Annotated in this window: 15 protein-coding genes and 1 tRNA gene; 7 read left to right on the top strand and 9 right to left on the bottom strand. The window is 66.2% G+C overall.

Features of this window, described 5'->3' with window-relative positions; all coding sequences use genetic code 11:
- Positions 1-22: 22 nt before the first annotated feature.
- Positions 23-1,597 carry a molybdopterin-dependent oxidoreductase gene (locus ACIQC0_RS12930; RefSeq protein WP_377214340.1) on the bottom strand — a complete coding sequence of 525 codons (1,575 nt, stop codon included), beginning with the start codon at positions 1,595-1,597 and terminating at the stop codon, positions 23-25.
- A 98-nt stretch (positions 1,598-1,695) separates the two neighbouring features.
- Between ACIQC0_RS12930 and purD the strand changes: the two genes are divergently transcribed.
- Both purD and ACIQC0_RS12920 read left to right on the top strand, forming a co-directional pair.
- Positions 1,696-3,012: a phosphoribosylamine--glycine ligase gene (purD, locus tag ACIQC0_RS12925; protein WP_377214911.1), complete on the top strand. Its 1,317-nt coding sequence runs from the start codon at positions 1,696-1,698 to the stop codon at positions 3,010-3,012.
- Position 3,013: 1 nt separating this feature from the next.
- Entirely contained in the window at positions 3,014-3,946 is a 933-nt protein-coding gene (locus ACIQC0_RS12920) for a phosphoribosylaminoimidazolesuccinocarboxamide synthase (RefSeq protein ID WP_400535366.1), read from the top strand.
- 9 nt (positions 3,947-3,955) lie between these two features.
- On the opposite strand, the gene ACIQC0_RS12915 is transcribed toward ACIQC0_RS12920, so the two are convergent.
- The gene (locus ACIQC0_RS12915; protein ID WP_400535364.1) at positions 3,956-5,221 is read right to left on the bottom strand and encodes a helix-turn-helix domain-containing protein; all 1,266 of its coding nucleotides are present in this window, start codon (positions 5,219-5,221) and stop codon (positions 3,956-3,958) included.
- A gap of 133 nt (positions 5,222-5,354) precedes the next feature.
- On the opposite strand from ACIQC0_RS12915, the gene ACIQC0_RS12910 reads away from it, so the two are divergent.
- Complete coding sequence (locus tag ACIQC0_RS12910) at positions 5,355-5,600, top strand: hypothetical protein (protein ID WP_400535362.1); 246 nt, start codon at positions 5,355-5,357, stop codon at positions 5,598-5,600.
- Between the two features lie 136 nt (positions 5,601-5,736).
- On the opposite strand, the gene ACIQC0_RS12905 is transcribed toward ACIQC0_RS12910, so the two are convergent.
- The 5 genes from ACIQC0_RS12905 to ACIQC0_RS12885 form a co-directional block, all read right to left on the bottom strand.
- A tRNA-Pro gene (locus tag ACIQC0_RS12905) sits at positions 5,737-5,813 on the bottom strand.
- 83 nt (positions 5,814-5,896) lie between these two features.
- A complete protein-coding gene (locus ACIQC0_RS12900) occupies positions 5,897-7,723 on the bottom strand; it encodes an ABC transporter ATP-binding protein (RefSeq protein WP_400535360.1) in 1,827 nt (608 codons plus the stop codon).
- Complete coding sequence (locus tag ACIQC0_RS12895) at positions 7,720-9,528, bottom strand: ABC transporter ATP-binding protein (protein ID WP_400535358.1); 1,809 nt, start codon at positions 9,526-9,528, stop codon at positions 7,720-7,722. The genes ACIQC0_RS12900 and ACIQC0_RS12895 overlap by 4 nt, the downstream gene beginning before the upstream one ends.
- Before the next feature lie 71 nt (positions 9,529-9,599).
- The gene (locus ACIQC0_RS12890) at positions 9,600-10,550 is read right to left on the bottom strand and encodes a metallophosphoesterase (protein WP_400535356.1); all 951 of its coding nucleotides are present in this window, start codon (positions 10,548-10,550) and stop codon (positions 9,600-9,602) included.
- 3 nt (positions 10,551-10,553) lie between these two features.
- A complete protein-coding gene (locus tag ACIQC0_RS12885; RefSeq protein ID WP_400535354.1) occupies positions 10,554-12,827 on the bottom strand; it encodes a transglycosylase domain-containing protein in 2,274 nt (757 codons plus the stop codon).
- A gap of 37 nt (positions 12,828-12,864) precedes the next feature.
- Here ACIQC0_RS12885 and ACIQC0_RS12880 point away from each other — a divergent pair, with 37 nt between their 5' ends.
- Genes ACIQC0_RS12880 through ACIQC0_RS12870 form a run of 3 tightly spaced genes read left to right on the top strand, consistent with a single transcriptional unit; the run spans position 12,865 to position 14,474 of the window.
- Complete coding sequence (locus ACIQC0_RS12880) at positions 12,865-13,020, top strand: DUF4177 domain-containing protein (RefSeq protein ID WP_009359196.1); 156 nt, start codon at positions 12,865-12,867, stop codon at positions 13,018-13,020.
- A 1-nt stretch (position 13,021) separates the two neighbouring features.
- On the top strand, positions 13,022-13,555 hold the full coding sequence (locus ACIQC0_RS12875) for a RidA family protein (RefSeq protein WP_377214348.1): 534 nt from the start codon (positions 13,022-13,024) through the stop codon (positions 13,553-13,555).
- A gap of 7 nt (positions 13,556-13,562) precedes the next feature.
- Complete coding sequence (locus ACIQC0_RS12870; RefSeq protein ID WP_377214349.1) at positions 13,563-14,474, top strand: NUDIX hydrolase; 912 nt, start codon at positions 13,563-13,565, stop codon at positions 14,472-14,474.
- Between the two features lie 86 nt (positions 14,475-14,560).
- Here ACIQC0_RS12870 and ACIQC0_RS12865 read toward each other — a convergent pair whose 3' ends face one another.
- On the bottom strand, positions 14,561-15,238 hold the full coding sequence (locus tag ACIQC0_RS12865) for a Crp/Fnr family transcriptional regulator (RefSeq protein WP_009359192.1): 678 nt from the start codon (positions 15,236-15,238) through the stop codon (positions 14,561-14,563).
- Positions 15,239-15,423: 185 nt separating this feature from the next.
- Between ACIQC0_RS12865 and ACIQC0_RS12860 the strand changes: the two genes are divergently transcribed.
- A complete protein-coding gene (locus ACIQC0_RS12860; RefSeq protein ID WP_400535351.1) occupies positions 15,424-16,608 on the top strand; it encodes a MarP family serine protease in 1,185 nt (394 codons plus the stop codon).
- Between the two features lie 7 nt (positions 16,609-16,615).
- On the opposite strand, the gene aroQ is transcribed toward ACIQC0_RS12860, so the two are convergent.
- The gene (gene aroQ / locus ACIQC0_RS12855) at positions 16,616-17,071 is read right to left on the bottom strand and encodes a type II 3-dehydroquinate dehydratase (RefSeq protein WP_400535349.1); all 456 of its coding nucleotides are present in this window, start codon (positions 17,069-17,071) and stop codon (positions 16,616-16,618) included.
- Positions 17,072-17,238: the final 167 nt, after the last annotated feature.

Raw genomic sequence — 17,238 nt, 5'->3', positions numbered from 1 at the left:
CCGGGCAGGCCCGCTGGGGCTGCTACTCGACCGTGACCATTACCGACTGCCAGCCGGAGGCGCCGTCCGGGACGGGGTCGGCCCGCTGGTCCGTCTGGACCTCGCCAGTTCCGTCCGTGGCACGGACCTTAAGGTAGTGCGCGCCCGGTGCGGCATCCCATTCGTAAGACCACTGCCGCCAAGTGTCCACTGAAGCCTCGGTGGAGAGGACCGCCTCAACCCAGTCGCCGTCGTCGATCTGCAACTCCACCTTGGTGATGCCGCGGGTCTGCGCCCAGGCGGTGCCGCCCACGGCTACCTTGCCCGCAGGAACCTTGGCGAAGGACCTGGGCACATCTACCCGTGCCATCGTCTTGATCGGTCCGCGCTCGGACCAGCCGCGCTGCGTCCAGTACGCCTTGTTGTCCGCAAAGCGGGTCACCTCGAGGTCCACTACCCACTTGGTAGCCGACACGAACCCGTACAGGCCGGGCACCACCATGCGTACCGGGTAGCCGTGCTCCAGCGGCAGCGGCTCACCGTTCATGCCGATGGCCAGCATCGCGTCGCGGTCATCCTGCAGCACGGGGAGCGGAGTTGATGCGCTGAAGCCGTCGATGGACGTGGACAGCACCATGTCCGCGCCGTCCTTGGGCCGTGCCAGCTTGAGCACGTCGCGCAGCGGCATCCCGAGCCACTTGGCGTTTCCGGCCAGGTTGCCGCCCACCGGGTTGGACACGCAGGTGAGCGTCACGTGCGATTCGATCAGGTCGGCGTCGAGCAGGTCCTGGAAGGTGAGCGTGACCTCTTCCTCCACCATGCCGTGCACCCGCAGTTGCCATTCTTCAAGGTTGATCTGCGGAACGCTGAGGGCGGTGTCGATGCGGTAGAAGTCATTGTTGGGGGTAAGCCACGGAGGCATGCCGGGGGCAGGAGACTGGACGGCCGCGGGGACGGCCGGTGCGGGTTTGGCGGGCGTGGGCAGCCGGAGCGCCTCACGGGCTTTGGCGATGTTGCTCCGGGCCGAGCTGAGCATGCGTCCTCCGGTGGCGGCAGCGGCCGCGGCGAACGCAGTTACCCCGGCGGCGGCGAAGAACCCGCGCCGGCTGGGGCGGGCCGCGGGAGAGTCAGCGGCGACGTCAGCCGGCACTTCGGGCCACGGCGCCAGCCGCCACAGCCGCACCATGAGCCAGCGCAGTACGGCTAGCCCCGCGAGGGTCCCGGCCACAGACGGCAGCGCATCGGCGGGTCCCACGCCGGCGCGGGTCACCACGCTGGCCACGATCACGGCGCCCATGAACAGCACCCCCAGCACACCCAGAGCCCACTTCCGGTACGCCACGATCCCCAGGACGCACGCGAGCACGCCAATGGTCAGGCCCATGCCGGCGAACAGGGCCACCTTGTCATTGGTGCCGAACGTGGCGATCGCGAAATCCTTGAGCCAGGACGGCGTGAAGTCGATGAAGGTCGAACCCAGCGCGATCAGCGGGGCCGCGCGGGCGGTGAAGAAAGCGCCGGCCAGTTCCGCCACGGAAAGTACGACGGCGGCGCTCACCACGCCTGCCACCGCAGCCAGTCCGTACGGCCCCTTGAGCCACTTCCGAAGCTTATTCATGCAAGGGATTCGCAGCCGGAGGCGGCGCGGATTGCCGGGCCGGCCGGGCAGGTCACACCTTAGGAGCACGGAGGGTGCACAAAGTACCCTTGGAGACTGTGAAGGTACTCGTCATTGGCCCCGGAGGCCGCGAACACGCCATAGTCCGATCCCTGCTTGCCGATCCCAACGTGTCCGAGGTCCACGCGGCGCCCGGCAATGCCGGCATCAGCAAGCTGGTCCCCACCCACGGCATCAACGGCAACGATCCGGACGCCGTAGCCGGGCTCGCCACCAAGCTGGCGGTGGACCTGGTGGTGGTGGGGCCGGAGGCCCCACTGGCCGCCGGTGTCTCCGACGCCGTCCGCGCCGCCGGAATCCCGGTGTTCGGCCCCAGCAAGGCCGCCGCGCAGCTCGAAGCGTCCAAGGCCTTCGCCAAGGAAATCATGGCAGAAGCCGGCGTCCCCACCGCAATGGCTATGGTGGCCACCAACGCTGAAGAAGCCGCCTCTGCGCTGGACACCTTCGGAGCGCCCTACGTGGTTAAAGACGATGGCCTCGCCGCCGGCAAGGGCGTAGTGGTCACCTCCAACCGCGACGAAGCGCTGGCGCACGCGCAGGCCTGCTTCGACGCCGGCGGTTCCGTGGTCATCGAGGAATTCCTGGATGGCCCCGAGGTGTCCATCTTCGTGGTCTGCGACGGGCAGAACACCGTGGCACTGTCCCCGGCGCAGGACTTCAAGCGTATTTTTGACAACGACGAAGGCCCCAACACCGGCGGCATGGGCGCCTACACCCCGTTGGAATGGGCTCCCGAGGGCCTGGTCCAGGAAGTGATCGACCGCATTGCCCAGCCCACCATCAACGAGATGGCCAGCCGCGGCACCCCGTTCGTCGGCGTGCTGTTCGTGGGACTGGCGCTGACGTCCCGCGGCACCCGGGTCATCGAATTCAACGTCCGCTTCGGCGACCCCGAAACTCAGGCAGTCCTCGCCCGCCTCAAAACCCCCCTCGGCTCCCTGCTTCTGGCAGCCGCCAAGGGCGAACTGGACAAGGCGGAGGAACTGCGCTGGGCGAAGGAGACCGCTGTCGCCGTCGTCATCGCCTCCGAAAACTACCCGGACACGCCGCGCACCGGGGACCGCATCCGCGGCCTCAAAAAGGTGGAGGAGCTGGACGGCGTGCACGTGATCCACGCCGGAACCGCGCTGGACGGGGACGGCAAGGTGGTCTCCGCCGGCGGCCGGGTGCTCGCAGTCGTCGCGCTGGGCAGCGACCTGGTGGAGGCGCGGGAAAAGGCATACGACGGCGTCGAGCTGGTAAAGCTCGACGGCGGCCAGTTCCGCACGGACATCGGCCGCAAGGCCGCGCGCGGCGAAATCAAGGTAACGTCAGGCGCCGCCGTTTCGGTGGCCGCCCCGGAAGCGAAGGCCTAGCATGACTGAGACTCCCCGCGGCTTCAACGCCACCGCACTGGACCTGCCCGGCTGGCGCCACGTCTACTCCGGAAAAGTCCGCGATCTGTACGAGCCGGTGGACCCGTCCATCGAAGAGCGGGTGGGCCAGGAGTGCGTCCTGGTGGTGGCCAGCGACCGGATCAGCGCCTACGACCATGTGCTCAGCAGCGAAATCCCGGACAAGGGCCGCATCCTCACCCAGCTGAGCCTGTGGTGGTTCGACCAGCTGGACGTGGAACATCACGTGCTGGCCTCCACCGTGGCGGACGGCGTGCCCGCCGAAGTTGAGGGCCGGGCCATGATCTGCAAGAAGCTGGACATGTTCCCGGTGGAATGCATCGCGCGCGGGTACCTGACCGGTTCCGGCCTGCAGGAATACCGCGCCCACGGCACGGTCTGCAACATCCCGCTGCCGGAGGGCCTGGTGGACGGTTCGCGGCTGGAACACGCCATTTTTACCCCGTCCGCCAAGGCCGAAATCGGCGAGCACGACGAAAACATCACCTACGACGCCGTGGTGGCGATGGTGGGTGACGACATCGCGGGCCGGCTCAGTGAACTGACGCTGAAGATTTACACCATGGCCGAACGGATCGCCCGCGAGCGCGGCATCATCCTGGCCGACACCAAGGTGGAGTTCGGCTATGACGCCGTCTCTGGTTCCATCACGCTGGGCGACGAGGTCCTCACCCCGGACTCCTCCCGGTTCTGGGACGCGGCCACGTACCGGCCGGGCCAGGCCCAGCCGTCCTACGACAAGCAGTACGTCCGGGACTGGCTCACTTCCGCGGAATCCGGCTGGGACCGGGCATCCGACACCCCGCCGCCGGCGCTGCCCGCAGACGTAGTGGAGCGGACCCGGAGCCGGTACGTCGAGGCCTACGAGAAGTTGACCGGCACCAGGTTCGCCTGACCGGCCTGCCTAGCTTGCCTTGGCCGCAGCGGCTGCGCGCTGCTGGGCCAGCTTGATCTCAAGGACCGCGTCCAGCGTCTGCTGGACGCGGTCTGCTGCTCCTGCGGCGCTGAAGGATTTCTGGGCCTCTTCCAGGTGCAGCAGTGCTTCCTCCGGTTCGCCGGCCGCCTTGAGGGATTTGCCCAGCAGCAGGGAGACCTCACCGGCCGTGTGCTTGGCCAGGGCTGAGCGTTCCTTGTGGATTTCGCGGAGCTTTTCGACGGCGGCCACGATATCGCCGGTCAGGTACAGCCAGCGGGCGCGGATGAAGGCGACTTCCAGCTGGTCGGACTTGTTGCCGCCCACGATCGACAGTGCCAGTTCGGCTCGTTCGATAGCCGACAGCGTTTCCGGTTCCACGATGCCCGAGGACAGCCGGACGGCTGCTGATGCTTTGTTGAACCGGGCCCAGAGTTCGATGTCATTGGCGGGGGAGAGCAGCCGCGCTGCCCGCTCGTGGTGTTTGATCCCCTCCTGGTAATCGTGGCGCATGAAGGCCACGTTGCCGATGACCCAGGCCACCTCACCGGCAAGCTGGGACATGGAATGTTCGTCCACGTGCTCGATCATGTCCAGGCAGTACTTCCAGGCTTCCTCCAGCCGGCCGCTCTCGGCCAGCGCGCCGATCAGGGCGCGGTGGGCTCCGATGATGAGCGTGGACCCCTTGGGTAGCTGGGAGCAGAGCCGGACCGCCTCCATGGCGTAGTCAACTGCGGCGCTCAACCTGCCTTGCCCCTGACAGATGCCGGCGAGCATCTGTCGGGCACGTACGGCAAGTCCGGCGGATTCCGTCGCCATGGGGTGCTCCAGCAGGTGCTGCATGATGCGCTCGCATTCCTGCCACTCACCCTGCTTCATGAGGCATTCCGCTTGCATATAGGTCATGTTCCACCAGGCGCTGGTGTTGCGGCCATCGAGCGCGGTCTGCGCGGCGGTGGCCGCGTGACTGGCCGCCAGGGAGTAGTCCCTCAGGTCCCATGCCTGCCTGGCGTACAGGCCGGCGAGGACGTATTCGGCGTCACTGACGGAAATAGGCTGGCTCCAGGCTTCCAGGGCCTTGGGCGCCAGCTCCAGCCGACGTGCCAGTTCCTCGATCACTTCGGCCGTAGGCTCCCTGCGGCCGGTTTCGAGTAGCGAGATGTAACTTGGTGAATACAGGTCCCTGCCCAGTTCAGCCTGTGTCATCCCCCGTTCGAGACGCTCCGCGCGGAGCTTCTCCCCGAATCCGTTGCCCACGGGATTTCCTCCTCTTTCCAGACCGTCTTTGTACCAAATGCTTGACAGTCCCTGTGGAAAACATTTTACAATGTATGTCAACAAGGGCAGTGCTGACTTTGTAACGAATCCGACTCGTATTGAGGAACCTAATATGTTGAAGAAGATCGCAGCCGCGGCCGCCCTCGCTGGCGCCCTGGCGTTTTCTGCTGCGGCTCCAGCCGTCCTGTCTGCCGGTTCCCACGGGGATCCCAGTGGTACAACCTCGGCGAGGGTTGGCAACTGGCCCGACCCGATGTCCACGACTACCAAGGGCAACAGCGCGGAGGTCGAGCGGGGTAAGAGTGCCGAGCAGATCTCATACATCACGTATGTCGGCAACTGGCCGGACCCGATGTAATAGCCTCCTCACCACAGGAGGCGTGAAGACCCCGGAGCAGCCGCTCCGGGGTCTTTCTTTACCAAGCTGTTACCGGCATTATGACAAAAGGGCATGACAAAAAAGAGAGGGCCTCCATGTGGAGACCCTCTTCTCTTGGTCGGGATGACAGGATTTGAACCTGCGACCTCTTCGTCCCGAACGAAGCGCGCTACCAAGCTGCGCTACATCCCGATCCGCTGCAAAAGCAACTTTACAAGGATAGCCGATGCACGGTCCCGATGCGAAATCTGCGGTCCGGCATCCGGCGTTACACCTCAGACCAAGGAGTCCTTCCACGCACCGTGGAGGTCGGCGAAGCGTCCGCCGCCCCCAATCAGCGCAGCAGGGGTGCCGTCCTCCACGATGCGGCCGTCGTGGACCACCAGCACCCGGTCCGCCGTCTCCACGGTGGAGAGGCGGTGGGCGATGATCAGGGCAGTCCGATGTGCGGCCTCCGTCCCCGCGAGCAGGCGCGCCAGGCCGGCCTGGACCAGGCGTTCGGATGGGATGTCCAGGGAGGAGGTGGCCTCGTCCAGGATGAGCACCGCCGGCTGCGCCAGGAAGGCCCGGGCAAAACTGATGAGCTGCCGCTGGCCGGAGGAAACCCGCCCGCCGCGCTTGTTCACGTCCGTGTCATAGCCGTCGGGGAGTTCCATGATGAAACCGTGGGCACCCACGGCCTTGGCTGCCTCCTCGATCTCGGCGCGGGAGGCCCCAGGCCGGCCCAGTGCGATGTTGTCCGCCACGGAACCGCTGAACAGGAACGCCTCCTGGGTGACCATGACGATGTTCCGCCGGAGATCGGCAGTGGCAAGGTCCCTGAGGTCCACGCCGTCCAGGGTCACGGCACCGGCGCTGACATCGTAAAACCGTGCGATCAGCTTGGCCAGCGTGGATTTGCCCGCTCCCGTCTGGCCCACCAGCGCCACCGTCTGTCCGGCCGGAATGTGCAGGTTGAGCCGGGGCACCACCAGGGGACCGTCCCCGTAACGGAACTCCACGTCCTTGAAGTCCAGTGCGCCGCGGGCCGCCGGCAGGGCGACGGGATCGCGCGGCGGGCGGACCGTGGGCACTTCCTCGAGCAGGCCGGAGACCTTCTCCAGAGCCGCCTGGGCGCTCTGGAAGGAGTTATAGAACATGGCCATCTGGTCCACGGGCTGGAAAAACCGCTTCGTGGAAAGGATGAGGGCCAGGAGCACGCCCACGGCCAAGCTGCCGTCCAGCACCCGGAAACCGCCCGCCAGCAGCACCACGGCCACGCAGACGTTCCCGATCAGCACCAGGCCAGGCTGGAAGACGCCGTTGAGGTTGATGGAACGGACCGTGACCTGCCGGTAGTCCTCGCCGAGTTGCCCGTAACGCCGCGCATTCTGCCGTTCCTTCCGGAAAGCCTTCACGGCCCGGATCCCCGTCATGGTCTCCACGAAGTGCACGATGAGCCGCGCCGAGACCACCCGGGACTCACGGAAGGCGATCTGCGAATGCTTCTGGTACCAGCGGGAAAGGAAATACATGGGCACCCCCGCCGCGAGCAGCAGCAGCCCGCTGCGCCAATCCAAAATGAACACCGTGGCCGCCGTGAACACCATGAACAGCAGCCCGGACGCCAGCGAACTGACGCCTGAATCCAGGAGTTCCCGCAGCGCCTCAAGATCGGACGTCTGCCGGGCGATGATCCGGCCGGAGGTGTACTTCTCATGGAACTCCAGGCTCAGCCGCTGCGTGTGGCGGAACACGCGGACACGCAGGTCCAGGAGCATGGCCTGGCTGAGCCGTGCCGTGGAGGTGACGTACAGGGCAGTGAGTCCCGCCGTCGTGAAGGCTGCCATGAGGTAGGCACCGCCGGTGAGCACCAAGGGAAGGTTGTCGCCGGCCCGGAGCGCCGGGAGGGCGTGGTCGATGCCGAAGGCGATCAGCGCCGGGCCCGCCGCCCGTGCCGCCTGCGAGAGCACCACCGTCGCGATGGTCAGCCAGAACCGGACCCGCACCGGGCGGATCAGCGACCCCAGCAAGGCGAGCGACCGCCGTCGTACGGCCTTGCTGTCGCCCCTGCTCAGGTGCGCGTTGTCCTCATTGGCGGTGCCGAAGGTTGCCGTGCTCATCGCGTGGCCTCCTCGGCCTGGTCCTCGAGGTCGGATAATTCGGTGTCCAGGTCCTTGGGCTCCACGTCGAGGCTGGCGATCACATGCCGGTAGTGCTGGTTGCGTGCGAGCAGGTCCGCGTGGGTTCCGACGGCGGTTATGGTGCCGTCTTCGAGCAGCGCCACCCGGTCCGCCAGCGCCACGGTTGACGGCCGGTGCGCGACGATCAGGGTGGTGGTGTCCTTCAGGACGGTGCGAAGCCGGGCCTCCACCAGTTCTTCGGTGTGGACGTCAAGGGCCGAAAGCGGGTCGTCAAGTGCCAGTACCCGGGGCCGGGCGGCGATGGCCCGGGCCAGCGCAATCCGCTGCCGCTGCCCGCCGGAAAGGCTCAGGCCCTCCTCGCCGATGAGCGTGTCAACGCCATCCGGCAGCGAATACGCAAAGTGGGCCTGAGCCACGTCCAGGGCCTCATCCAGCACCTCGGCGGTAGCCTCCGGGGCGCCGAGCAGGACGTTGTCCCGCACCGAGCTGGAGAACAGCGTGGTGTCCTCGAACGCCACGCCCACGATCCTGCGAAGTTCGGCGACGTCGAAGTCGCGCAGGTCAACGCCGTCGATGCGGACGGCGCCGCCGGTGGCGTCGTAGAGCCGCGGCACCAGCTGGATGAGCGCGCTCTTTCCGCTTCCGGTCACACCCACCAGTGCCATGGTCTCGCCCGGCCGGATTTCCAGGGTGATGTCCTTGAGGATCGGTTTGTCCGGCGCATCGTCGAAGGCAAAGGAGGCCCTGCTGAAGGTGAGCGCACCGCTGAGCTTTTCGGGCCGGCGCGGCTCCGCAGGGCTGACGATGGTGTTCTCCGCGTCCATCACCTCGAAATGCCGGTCGACGGCGGACTTGGCGGTGAGTGCCATGGCCAGCAGCATGCCGCTGAATTCCACGGGTGCCGCGATGACGGCGGCGGTGGCGAAGAAGGCAACCAGGGCGCCAATGCTCAGGTCCCCGGCGGTGCACAGCATGATGCCCACCACCAGGCCGGCGCCGAGGGCCAGCTCCGGCAGCAGCGTAACCACCATGGTGAACGTGGCCTGGTGGCGGGCTTTGGCGATCTCCGTCTGCCGCAGCTCCTCCGCCTGCCCGTTGAAGTTTTCCAGTGCCTCGCGGCTGCGGCCGAACGCCTTCAGTACCCGGATGCCGTGAACGGACTCCTCTACCGTGGTGGCAAGGTCGCCGGCCTGGTCCTGGCTGCGGCGGGTGACCTTGCTGAACCGCCTGCGGAAGCGGAAGCCGTAAGCCATGATGGGCAGGGCCGCGGCGAGGAAGATCAGGGCCAGCTGCCAGCTCATGGCGAACATGGCCGCGATGCCGATCAGGACCGTCAGGGTGGTGACCACCAGCATGATGGCCCCGAACGCCATCCAACGCCGGAGGAAATTCAGATCCGTCATGGCGCGGGAGAGGAGCTGCCCCGAGCCCCACCGGTCGTGGAAGGCGACGGGCAGGTCCTGGAGGTGCCCGTACAAGGAATTGCGCATCCGGGTTTCCACTGTGGTGGCCGGGTTGATGACGAATTGCCGGCGCAACGCCACCAGGACAGCCTCGGCCGTGCCCAGCAGCAGGATGATGCCCGCCGAAGCCCACACCGTCTGGGGGTTTCCACCGGGCTGCAACGAGCTGTTGACAAGCACCCGCAGCACCTGCGGAATAGCCAGGGCCACCACGCTGGCCAGCAGCGCGGAGAGCAGGCCCAGCAGCAGCCGGGGGATGATGGGGCGGACATGGGGGTAGAGGCGGCTGATGGATCTGAAGAACGTCGTTTGGCTGGCCATGCCCGCTTCTTAGCTAATTTTCCTAGGGTAGTTTCCTGTAGCAACTACCTTATGCGATGAAGTGAGATCCTTCACACACTTTCGCGTGGGGTGAGCGTGAGCAGCACGGCCTCGGGCCGGCAGGCGATCCGGACCGGGGCGAAGCGCGAGGTGCCGATTCCGCCCGAGACGTTGACCGGCGTCGTCCGTCCGTTGCTTTCCCAGGCATTGAGGCCCTTGGCGCGCCAGGTGGGGAGGTCGCAGTTGGAGACCAAGGCGCCGTAGCCGGGGATGCAAATCTGCCCGCCATGGGTGTGGCCGGCGAGGAGCAGGTCCGCCCCGGCCTCGGTGAAGTGGTCCAGGACCCGCTGGTACGGGGCGTGGATTACCGCAACGCGGAGGTGGTCTTGCGCATCCTGGTTGACGGTGCCCCGGGGCCAGCCGGCATACCGTTCGCGGTTCAGGTGTGGATCGTCCACCCCGGAAAAGTCGAAGCGCATGCCGTTGAGAATGAGGGACTGGTGGCGGTTGGTGAGGTCTACCCAGCCGCCCATGCCAAAGCCGGAACGCAGCCGCGGCCAGTCCAGTTCCTGCGGCTTGGGTTTCACCTTGGACGGGCCACGCAGGTACGCGGCGGGGTTCTTCAGGGTAGGCGCGAAGTAGTCATTGGATCCCGGCACGAACACGCCGGGGAACTCCAGCAACGGACGGAGTGCCGCGAGCAGGGGATCAACTGCCTTGACGTGACTGAGGTTGTCTCCAGTGTTGACCACCAGGTCCGGCCGCAGCTCCGCCAGGGACTCGAGCCAGGCGGCTTTCTTATGCTGGCCTGGAACGAAGTGGATATCACTCAGGTGCAGGACGCGAAACGGTTTCCGGCCGTGCGGGAGTATCGCGAGGGACTCCTCCCGCACGATGAACTGGTTCTTTTCCCAGAGGCCGTAGCCGAAGGCCGCGGCACCCGCGGCGGCCCCGGCGCCGGCAGCGACCGCCAGCGCGCGGGCTGCGGTCCGCACGCTGTCCGCCAGGCTGCCCGTATCCATGGGTTAGTCGTTGCCCTTGGTCTTGGTCGGCGCGGGGGCAGGCTCCGCGGGGGGCGCCTTGCTGTCCTCGTTCTTCGGGGCTGACGGCTGCGGCTCGGACCTGACGTACGACTCCGCAAGAAGGTTGCTCGGCGGCGCCGGGAACGGGTCCGTGCCGTAGGCCGGTGCAATCCGTGCCATGAAGTTCGAGAACATCGGTCCGGCAATCATGTAACCGTCGATGCCCTCGTAGAACTGGCCGTTGACTGTGATGTTCTGTCCGGCGCGGCCCTGGTTGCCCAGCGGGTCACCGAACCAGGAGGCGGTGGCCAGGCCGGTTGTGTGGCCCACAACCCAGGTGGAACCGTTGTTGTTGGACGTACCGGTCTTGGCGCCGATGGGGAAGTGGGTGCCGGTGGAAATCCGCGGCTGGATCAGCGAGCCGGAGCCCCTGTTGAGGACCTCCTGCAACGCATAGTTGACGCCACGGGCGACGTCGGGCTTGATGGCGTCCCGGCAGCTGCTGGACTGCGCCGGAAGGGCCTTGCCGGTGCCGTCCTTCACCGCCGTGATGGCGATGGGCTCGCAGTACTTGCCGTCATTGGCGAACGTCGCAAACGCGCTGGCCATGGTCAGGGGGGCAGTCTGCGTGGAACCCAACAGGTTGGCCAGCGTAAACATATTGATCTTGGGGTTGGGGTCGTCCTTCGAGGGCAGGCCGCCGTGCAGGCCCACGGCGTCAACGATCTTCTGGATCCCACAGAAGTCCAACTGGGCGGCGGACGCGAACGTCACCGTGTTGATGGAGTTGTACAGACCCTCCAGCACTGACAGCGGCCGGTACCACTGCGGTTCGGCGTTCTGCAGGTCTTCCGCGGCGCCGAGGGCGGTCTCGTTGTCGTTGTAGGCGCCGGCCACCTGGCCGCAGGAGTTCCGCCACGGGAAGTCCAGAGGATAACGGCGCTTGGAACCGTCCACGACAGTCTTCATGGACTTGCCCTCGTTCAGCCATTCAGCGAAGGTAAACGGCTTCATGGTGGAGCCCGGCTGCGCACCGCCCATGCCGTTGAGGTCCGCGCCGTTCTTGTCCAGCTTGTCCACGTTGAAGTTCACCTGCGAGTCGAACCCGCCCTTGACCGGAAGGAACGTGGTGTTCTGTGCCATCGAGATGATCTTGCCGGAGTTGGGCTGCACCGAAACCATGGCCGCGCCCCACTTGTCGGGGTTCTTGCCGGCAGAGGCGTTGACCTGCTCCTGCGCCACCGCCTGGGCCTTGGGGTCCAGGGTGGTGGTGATGGTGAGGCCGCCGCCGTAGATCAGGCGCTTGCGGTCCTGGGGGTCTGCTCCGTATGCCGGGTTGTTTTCCAGCAGGTGCAGCACGTAATCACAGAAGTAGGGCGCCTTAGAGGCGTAGGCGCAGCCCTGGCGTGCGGGGGTGACCTTCGGCGCGACGGGTGTGGCCACCGCGGCGTCGTACTCAGCCTGGGTGATCTTCTTCTGATCAAGCATCAGGCCCAGCACCAGGTCGCGGCGGGCCTTCGAGTTCTCCGGGTTGGAGATCGGGTCGAACGCAGAGGGACTGTTGACCAGGCCGGCCAGCAGTGCGGCCTGCGGAAGCGTCAGGTCCTTCGCGGACGTGCTGAAGAAGAAGCGGGAGGCGGCCTCGATGCCGTACGCGTCCCGGTTGAAGAAGACGATGTTCAGGTAGCCCTCAAGGATCTCGTCCTTGCTGAATTCCTTCTCCAGGGCGATGGCCAGCTTCATCTCGCGAAGCTTGTCGCCCACGCCCTTGTTTACGCCGTTGAGCTTGATCTGGTCCTCGTTGCCTTCGGCCGCAAGGTTCGCGTTCAGGACGTTGTTGACGTACTGCTGCGTAATGGTGGAGGCGCCCTGCTTGTTGCCGCGCGCGGTGCTGACCAGCGCGCGGAGAATGCCGGTGGTGTCCACGCCGCCGTGTTCGTAGAAGCGGCTGTCCTCGACGGCGATGACGGCGTCCTTCATGAAGGGCGAAATGTTGTCCAGGGAAACCTTCGTGCGGTTCTCCATGAAGACGCTGGCGATCTCGCTGCCGTCCGCGGCCAGGATCCTGGTTGTCTGGCTGGGCGGGTCAACCTTCAGCTCGGCCGGGAGCTGCTCGAAGAACTCGATGGACCCACTTGCAGCGCTGCCGGAGACGGCCGCGGCAGGCACCAGGAGTCCCGCGACCAGGACACCACAAATCCCACTCACGCCAAGGAAAAGAAGGATCTTACCCAGTGTGGTGGCAGTGTCGAATAGAGGGTTCTTGCGAGTCGCCATGTTTTCCACTTTACCGGCAAGGACTAGTCTTTCTCTCATGACCAAATGGGAGTACGCGACGATTCCGCTCATTATTCACGCCACCAAACAGATTCTGGACCAGTGGGGAGAGGACGGCTGGGAGCTTGTCCAGGTTGTCCCCGGACCCGACGGAAACGGCCTGGTTGCCTACCTCAAGAGGGAGAAGCAGTAGCATGTCAACCCCCGCAGAATCCACGGCCGGCACGGCAACGGCGCCCGTCTCCGCCGTCGAACAGCGCCTCGCCGAACTCGGGCTGAAGCTCCCTGAGGTTGCCGCCCCCGTTGCCGCCTACGTTCCGGCCGTCATTTCCGGCAACCACGTTTACACCTCCGGCCAGCTGCCTTTTATTAATGGCAAACTCCCAGCTACGGGCAAGGTTTCCACCGGCACGGAGGGCCACGCAGACGAGCCCACGGTATCGCCGGAAGACGCGCAGCAGCTCGCTGCCGTCTGTGCCGTCAACGCCCTCGCTGCCGTCAAGAGCGTCATCGGCGACCTGGATCGGATCACCCGCATCGTCAAGGTGGTGGGCTTCGTGTCCTCCGACCCGTCGTTCACCGGCCAGCCGGGCGTCATCAACGGCGCCTCCGAACTCCTGGGACGCGTCCTGGGCGACGCGGGGCAGCACGCCCGTTCCGCCGTCGGCGTTGCCGTCCTTCCGCTGGATGCTCCGGTAGAGGTCGAACTGATCGCCGAATTCAGCTAGGACAGTTTTGCCGCATTTAGCCAGACGCCTGTTCGCTCTGCCACCGGATCTTGAAGGGGCCGCGCAAAGCTGGCTCGAACACGGCGAACGCACCCCCCGCGCTGCGCGGTTCGCGTCGTCCGTGGTTCTCCTGCGGGATTCCCCCACCGGCCTGGAAACCTGGCTGGCCTACCGGCCAGGGTCCTCGCCGCTGGGGGTCCTCGCATTCCCGGGCGGTTCCATCGATGCGGCCGACGACGACCCCGTCGGCTGGCTGGGCCCCTCACCCAATCAATGGGCTGAGCAAATGGGAACGGACGACGTCGGGCTGGCGCGGCGTCACGTGGTGGGCGCCATTCGGGAACTGTTCGAGGAGACCGGAGTCCTGCTCGCCGGGCCGGACATGTCCAGCGTGGTGGAGGCGACCTCAACCCCGGAATGGATGCGCGCGCGCCAGGCCGTGGCGGAGCAGGAGAAAACGCTCGGGCAGATACTCGAGAAGCGCGGCCTGTCGCTCCGGACGGACCTCCTGAAATCCCTGGTCAACTGGCGGAGCCCGGACTTTGCGCACCGCCGCTTCGACACCCGCTACTTTGCCACCACCGTCCCCGTGAACCAGCAGCCGGTGATGCTGGAGGGCAAAGGCGTGTGGGGCCGCTGGGTCAATGCGGCCCAGGTGATTGCCGAGCGCCACACCACGGCACTCGGTGATGAAGCGGGCCAGGAGAACACTGTGGGCCGCACCCTCAGTGAGCTGCTGGTGCCGGGCTCGGAGATCATGCTGGAGAAGATGGCGGCCGCTAATGGGTGCATCGCCTACCTTAGCTACAAGCGCAAGGCGCATGTCTACCAGCCGGTCCTCGTCGAAGAGGACGGCAAGCTGATGCTGGAAGTCGAAGCGGCCAAGACCACCCCCGACGATCCCCAGCGCGACCGCTGAACCCCTCCCGACGCTCTCTCACTTATCGGCGCTTAAACGGAAACGCTCGCTCACTCTCAAGAGAAAGTGAGCGAGCGTTCGACGTTTTATCGGGAGCGCTGGCGGAGGCGCTGCATGTCGAGGATGACCACGGCGCGGGCCTCGAGGCGGAGCCAGCCGCGCTGAACAAACTCGGCAAGGGCCTTGTTGACCGTCTCACGGGAAGCGCCCACCAGCTGGGCCAGTTCTTCCTGGGTGAGCTCGTGCGCCACCAGGACGCCGTCGGTGGCCGGGCGGCCGAAGCGGTCGGCCAGGTCCAGCAGTGCCTTGGCCACGCGGCCGGGGACGTCGGAGAAGACCAGGTCGGACAGGGAGTCGTTGGTGCGGCGCAGGCGGCGGGCCAGAGCCTGCAGGAGCTGGGCCGACACTTCCGGGCGCGTGCGCAGCAGGTTGTTCAGGCTCTCGTTCTTGAGGCCGGCGAGGCGGGTCTCGGAAACAGCAGTGGCCGTGGCGGTGCGGGGGCTGGGGTCGAACAGGGCCATCTCGCCGAACAGCTCGCCCGGGCCGAGGATAGCCAGCAGGGACTCGCGGCCGTCCGGGGACGTGCGGCCGAGCTTCACTTTGCCGGAGACGATGAAGTAGAGCTGGTCGCCCTGGTCGCCTTCACGGAACACCGATGCTCCGCGGGAAAGGTCCACCTCGGTGAGCTCGTCCGTCAGCAGACGGAATGCGTCGTCGTCGAGCGTGGCGAAAAGGGGTGCTCGGCGCAGTACCTCGATGTCCATAAAATCTCCTGAGTAAAAGTATCGGCTGTGGCGCTTGTGCCATTGTTTCAGAATTTTCAAGGTTCTGTGACGAACTTGGCAGGCGAAACGCACCGTGGCAGGAGCCGGGCATCACATTCGCGTCCCCGGCGATTGTCAGCCGGCACCACTAGAATGGGGTTTCACCTGTTGATTAAGGAGCCTGCGTGCCCGGCCTGACTGTCCTCGACCTGGTCCTGGTCCTGGTCCTGTTGTCCTATCTTGTGTACGGGCTCCGCAACGGCTTCCTGGTCACCGTTGGCGGGATCGCCGGCTTCGCGGCCGGCGCCGTGGCCGCCGTTGTCGCCGTTCCGCTGGTCAGCGGCTTTGTCCCCGACCCGCAATGGAGGCTGACCGCCACCATTGCCGCCGCCGTCGTGCTCGTGGTCATGGGGCATGGGCTGGGCACCATGGCGGGCCGCGCCATCCGGGGCGCCGTGCGGATCAGCCCCCTGCGCGCCGTGGACCGGCTGGTGGGCGGCGCCGTTAATGTGGTGGTCTCGGCCTTGGTGATGTCCATGCTGGCGTTCAGCGTCAGCTCGCTGGGTGTGCCGTTTATTTCACAGCAGCTGGCCGACTCGAAGGTGATCCGTTTCATCGACGGGCTGACACCCACGCCCGTGAAAGCCACCCTGGCGCAGCTGCGGTCCACCGTGATCGGCAACGGGATTCCCACGCTCATCCAGGGCCTGGAGAACGGCAAGACCGTTCCGGTGCCCAACGCCAGCACGGACACGCCCGCGCTCAACCGTGCTGCGGCCTCCGTACTGAAGATCGCCGGTACCGCCTATGAATGCGGACAGAACCAGACCGGCACCGGTTTCGTGGTTTCCGCGGACCGGGTGGTCACCAACGCGCACGTCGTGGCGGGAGTGTCGCAGCCGGTGGTGGAGATGCCCGACGGCGGCGCTTACCCCGGGCGGGTCGTCTACTTCGATACCCGGCACGACCTCGCGGTGCTCGCCGTTGACGGCCTGCCCGCCCAGCCGCTTCCGCTTAGCGCCGACCTGCCGGACGGCAGCCCGGCCGCGTTCGCCGGGTATCCGCACGGCGGTCCGTTCCAGTCGAAGCCCGCTACCGTGCAGGACATTGCGACCGTGCTGGTTCCGGACATCTACGGGTCGGACCCTGCGCCGGAGGAAATCTACCGGCTGGCGGGGGACGTGCAGCCGGGCAACTCCGGCGGGCCGCTGCTCACTACCGAGGGCCAGGTGGCCGGTGTGATCTTCGCGAAGGCAACCGCGGACACTGCCATGGGCTTTGCCATCACCATGGACGACCTGAACCCGGTGGCATCCCAGGCGCCAGCGATGTCATCGCCCGTTTCCTCCGGGCAGTGCATCCAGAAGTAAGGCCTCGCTAGAGAACCTCGGCCAGGTAGTCGATGGCCAGCCGGTAACCGGTGACGCCGGCGCCCACGATCACCGCTGAGCACACGGGTGACAGGTAGGAGTGGTGCCGGAATTCCTCGCGCTGGTGCACGTTGGTGATGTGCACCTCGACGGCCGGAAGCTGCACGGCGGCGAGGGCGTCGCGAAGCGCCACGGATGTGTGCGTGAAGGCGCCGGCGTTGATGACGATGCCCGCCACTGCGCCTCTCGCTGCGTGAATGGCGTCAAGCAGCACGCCCTCGTGGTTGGACTGCACGAACTCCACTTCGAAACCGTGGCCCTTGCCAGCGTCCGCGGCCAGCTGCTCGACGTCCGCCAGGGTGGACGTCCCGTACTTCTCCGGCTCGCGGGTGCCCAGCAGGTTGAGGTTGGGTCCATTGATCACCAGGATGGTGCCGCGGCCGGCGGCGGTAGCTTCAGTCATGCGAGCCAATCTATCGCCCGCCGGGGACGGGACGTGCATTCTTACGTCCAACGAGGGCCATTCCTAGCCCTTGTAGCCGTTGGGGTTGTTTTTCTGCCAGCGCCAGTGGTCCTGGCACATTTGGTCCACGGTTTTGGTGGTTGCCCAGCCGAGGTCGGCCAGGGCTG

It is taken from the genome of Pseudarthrobacter sp. NPDC092419 (assembly GCF_044755045.1).
Lineage (GTDB): Bacteria > Actinomycetota > Actinomycetes > Actinomycetales > Micrococcaceae > Arthrobacter.
This window is presented reverse-complemented; position numbering and strand designations above follow the sequence as displayed.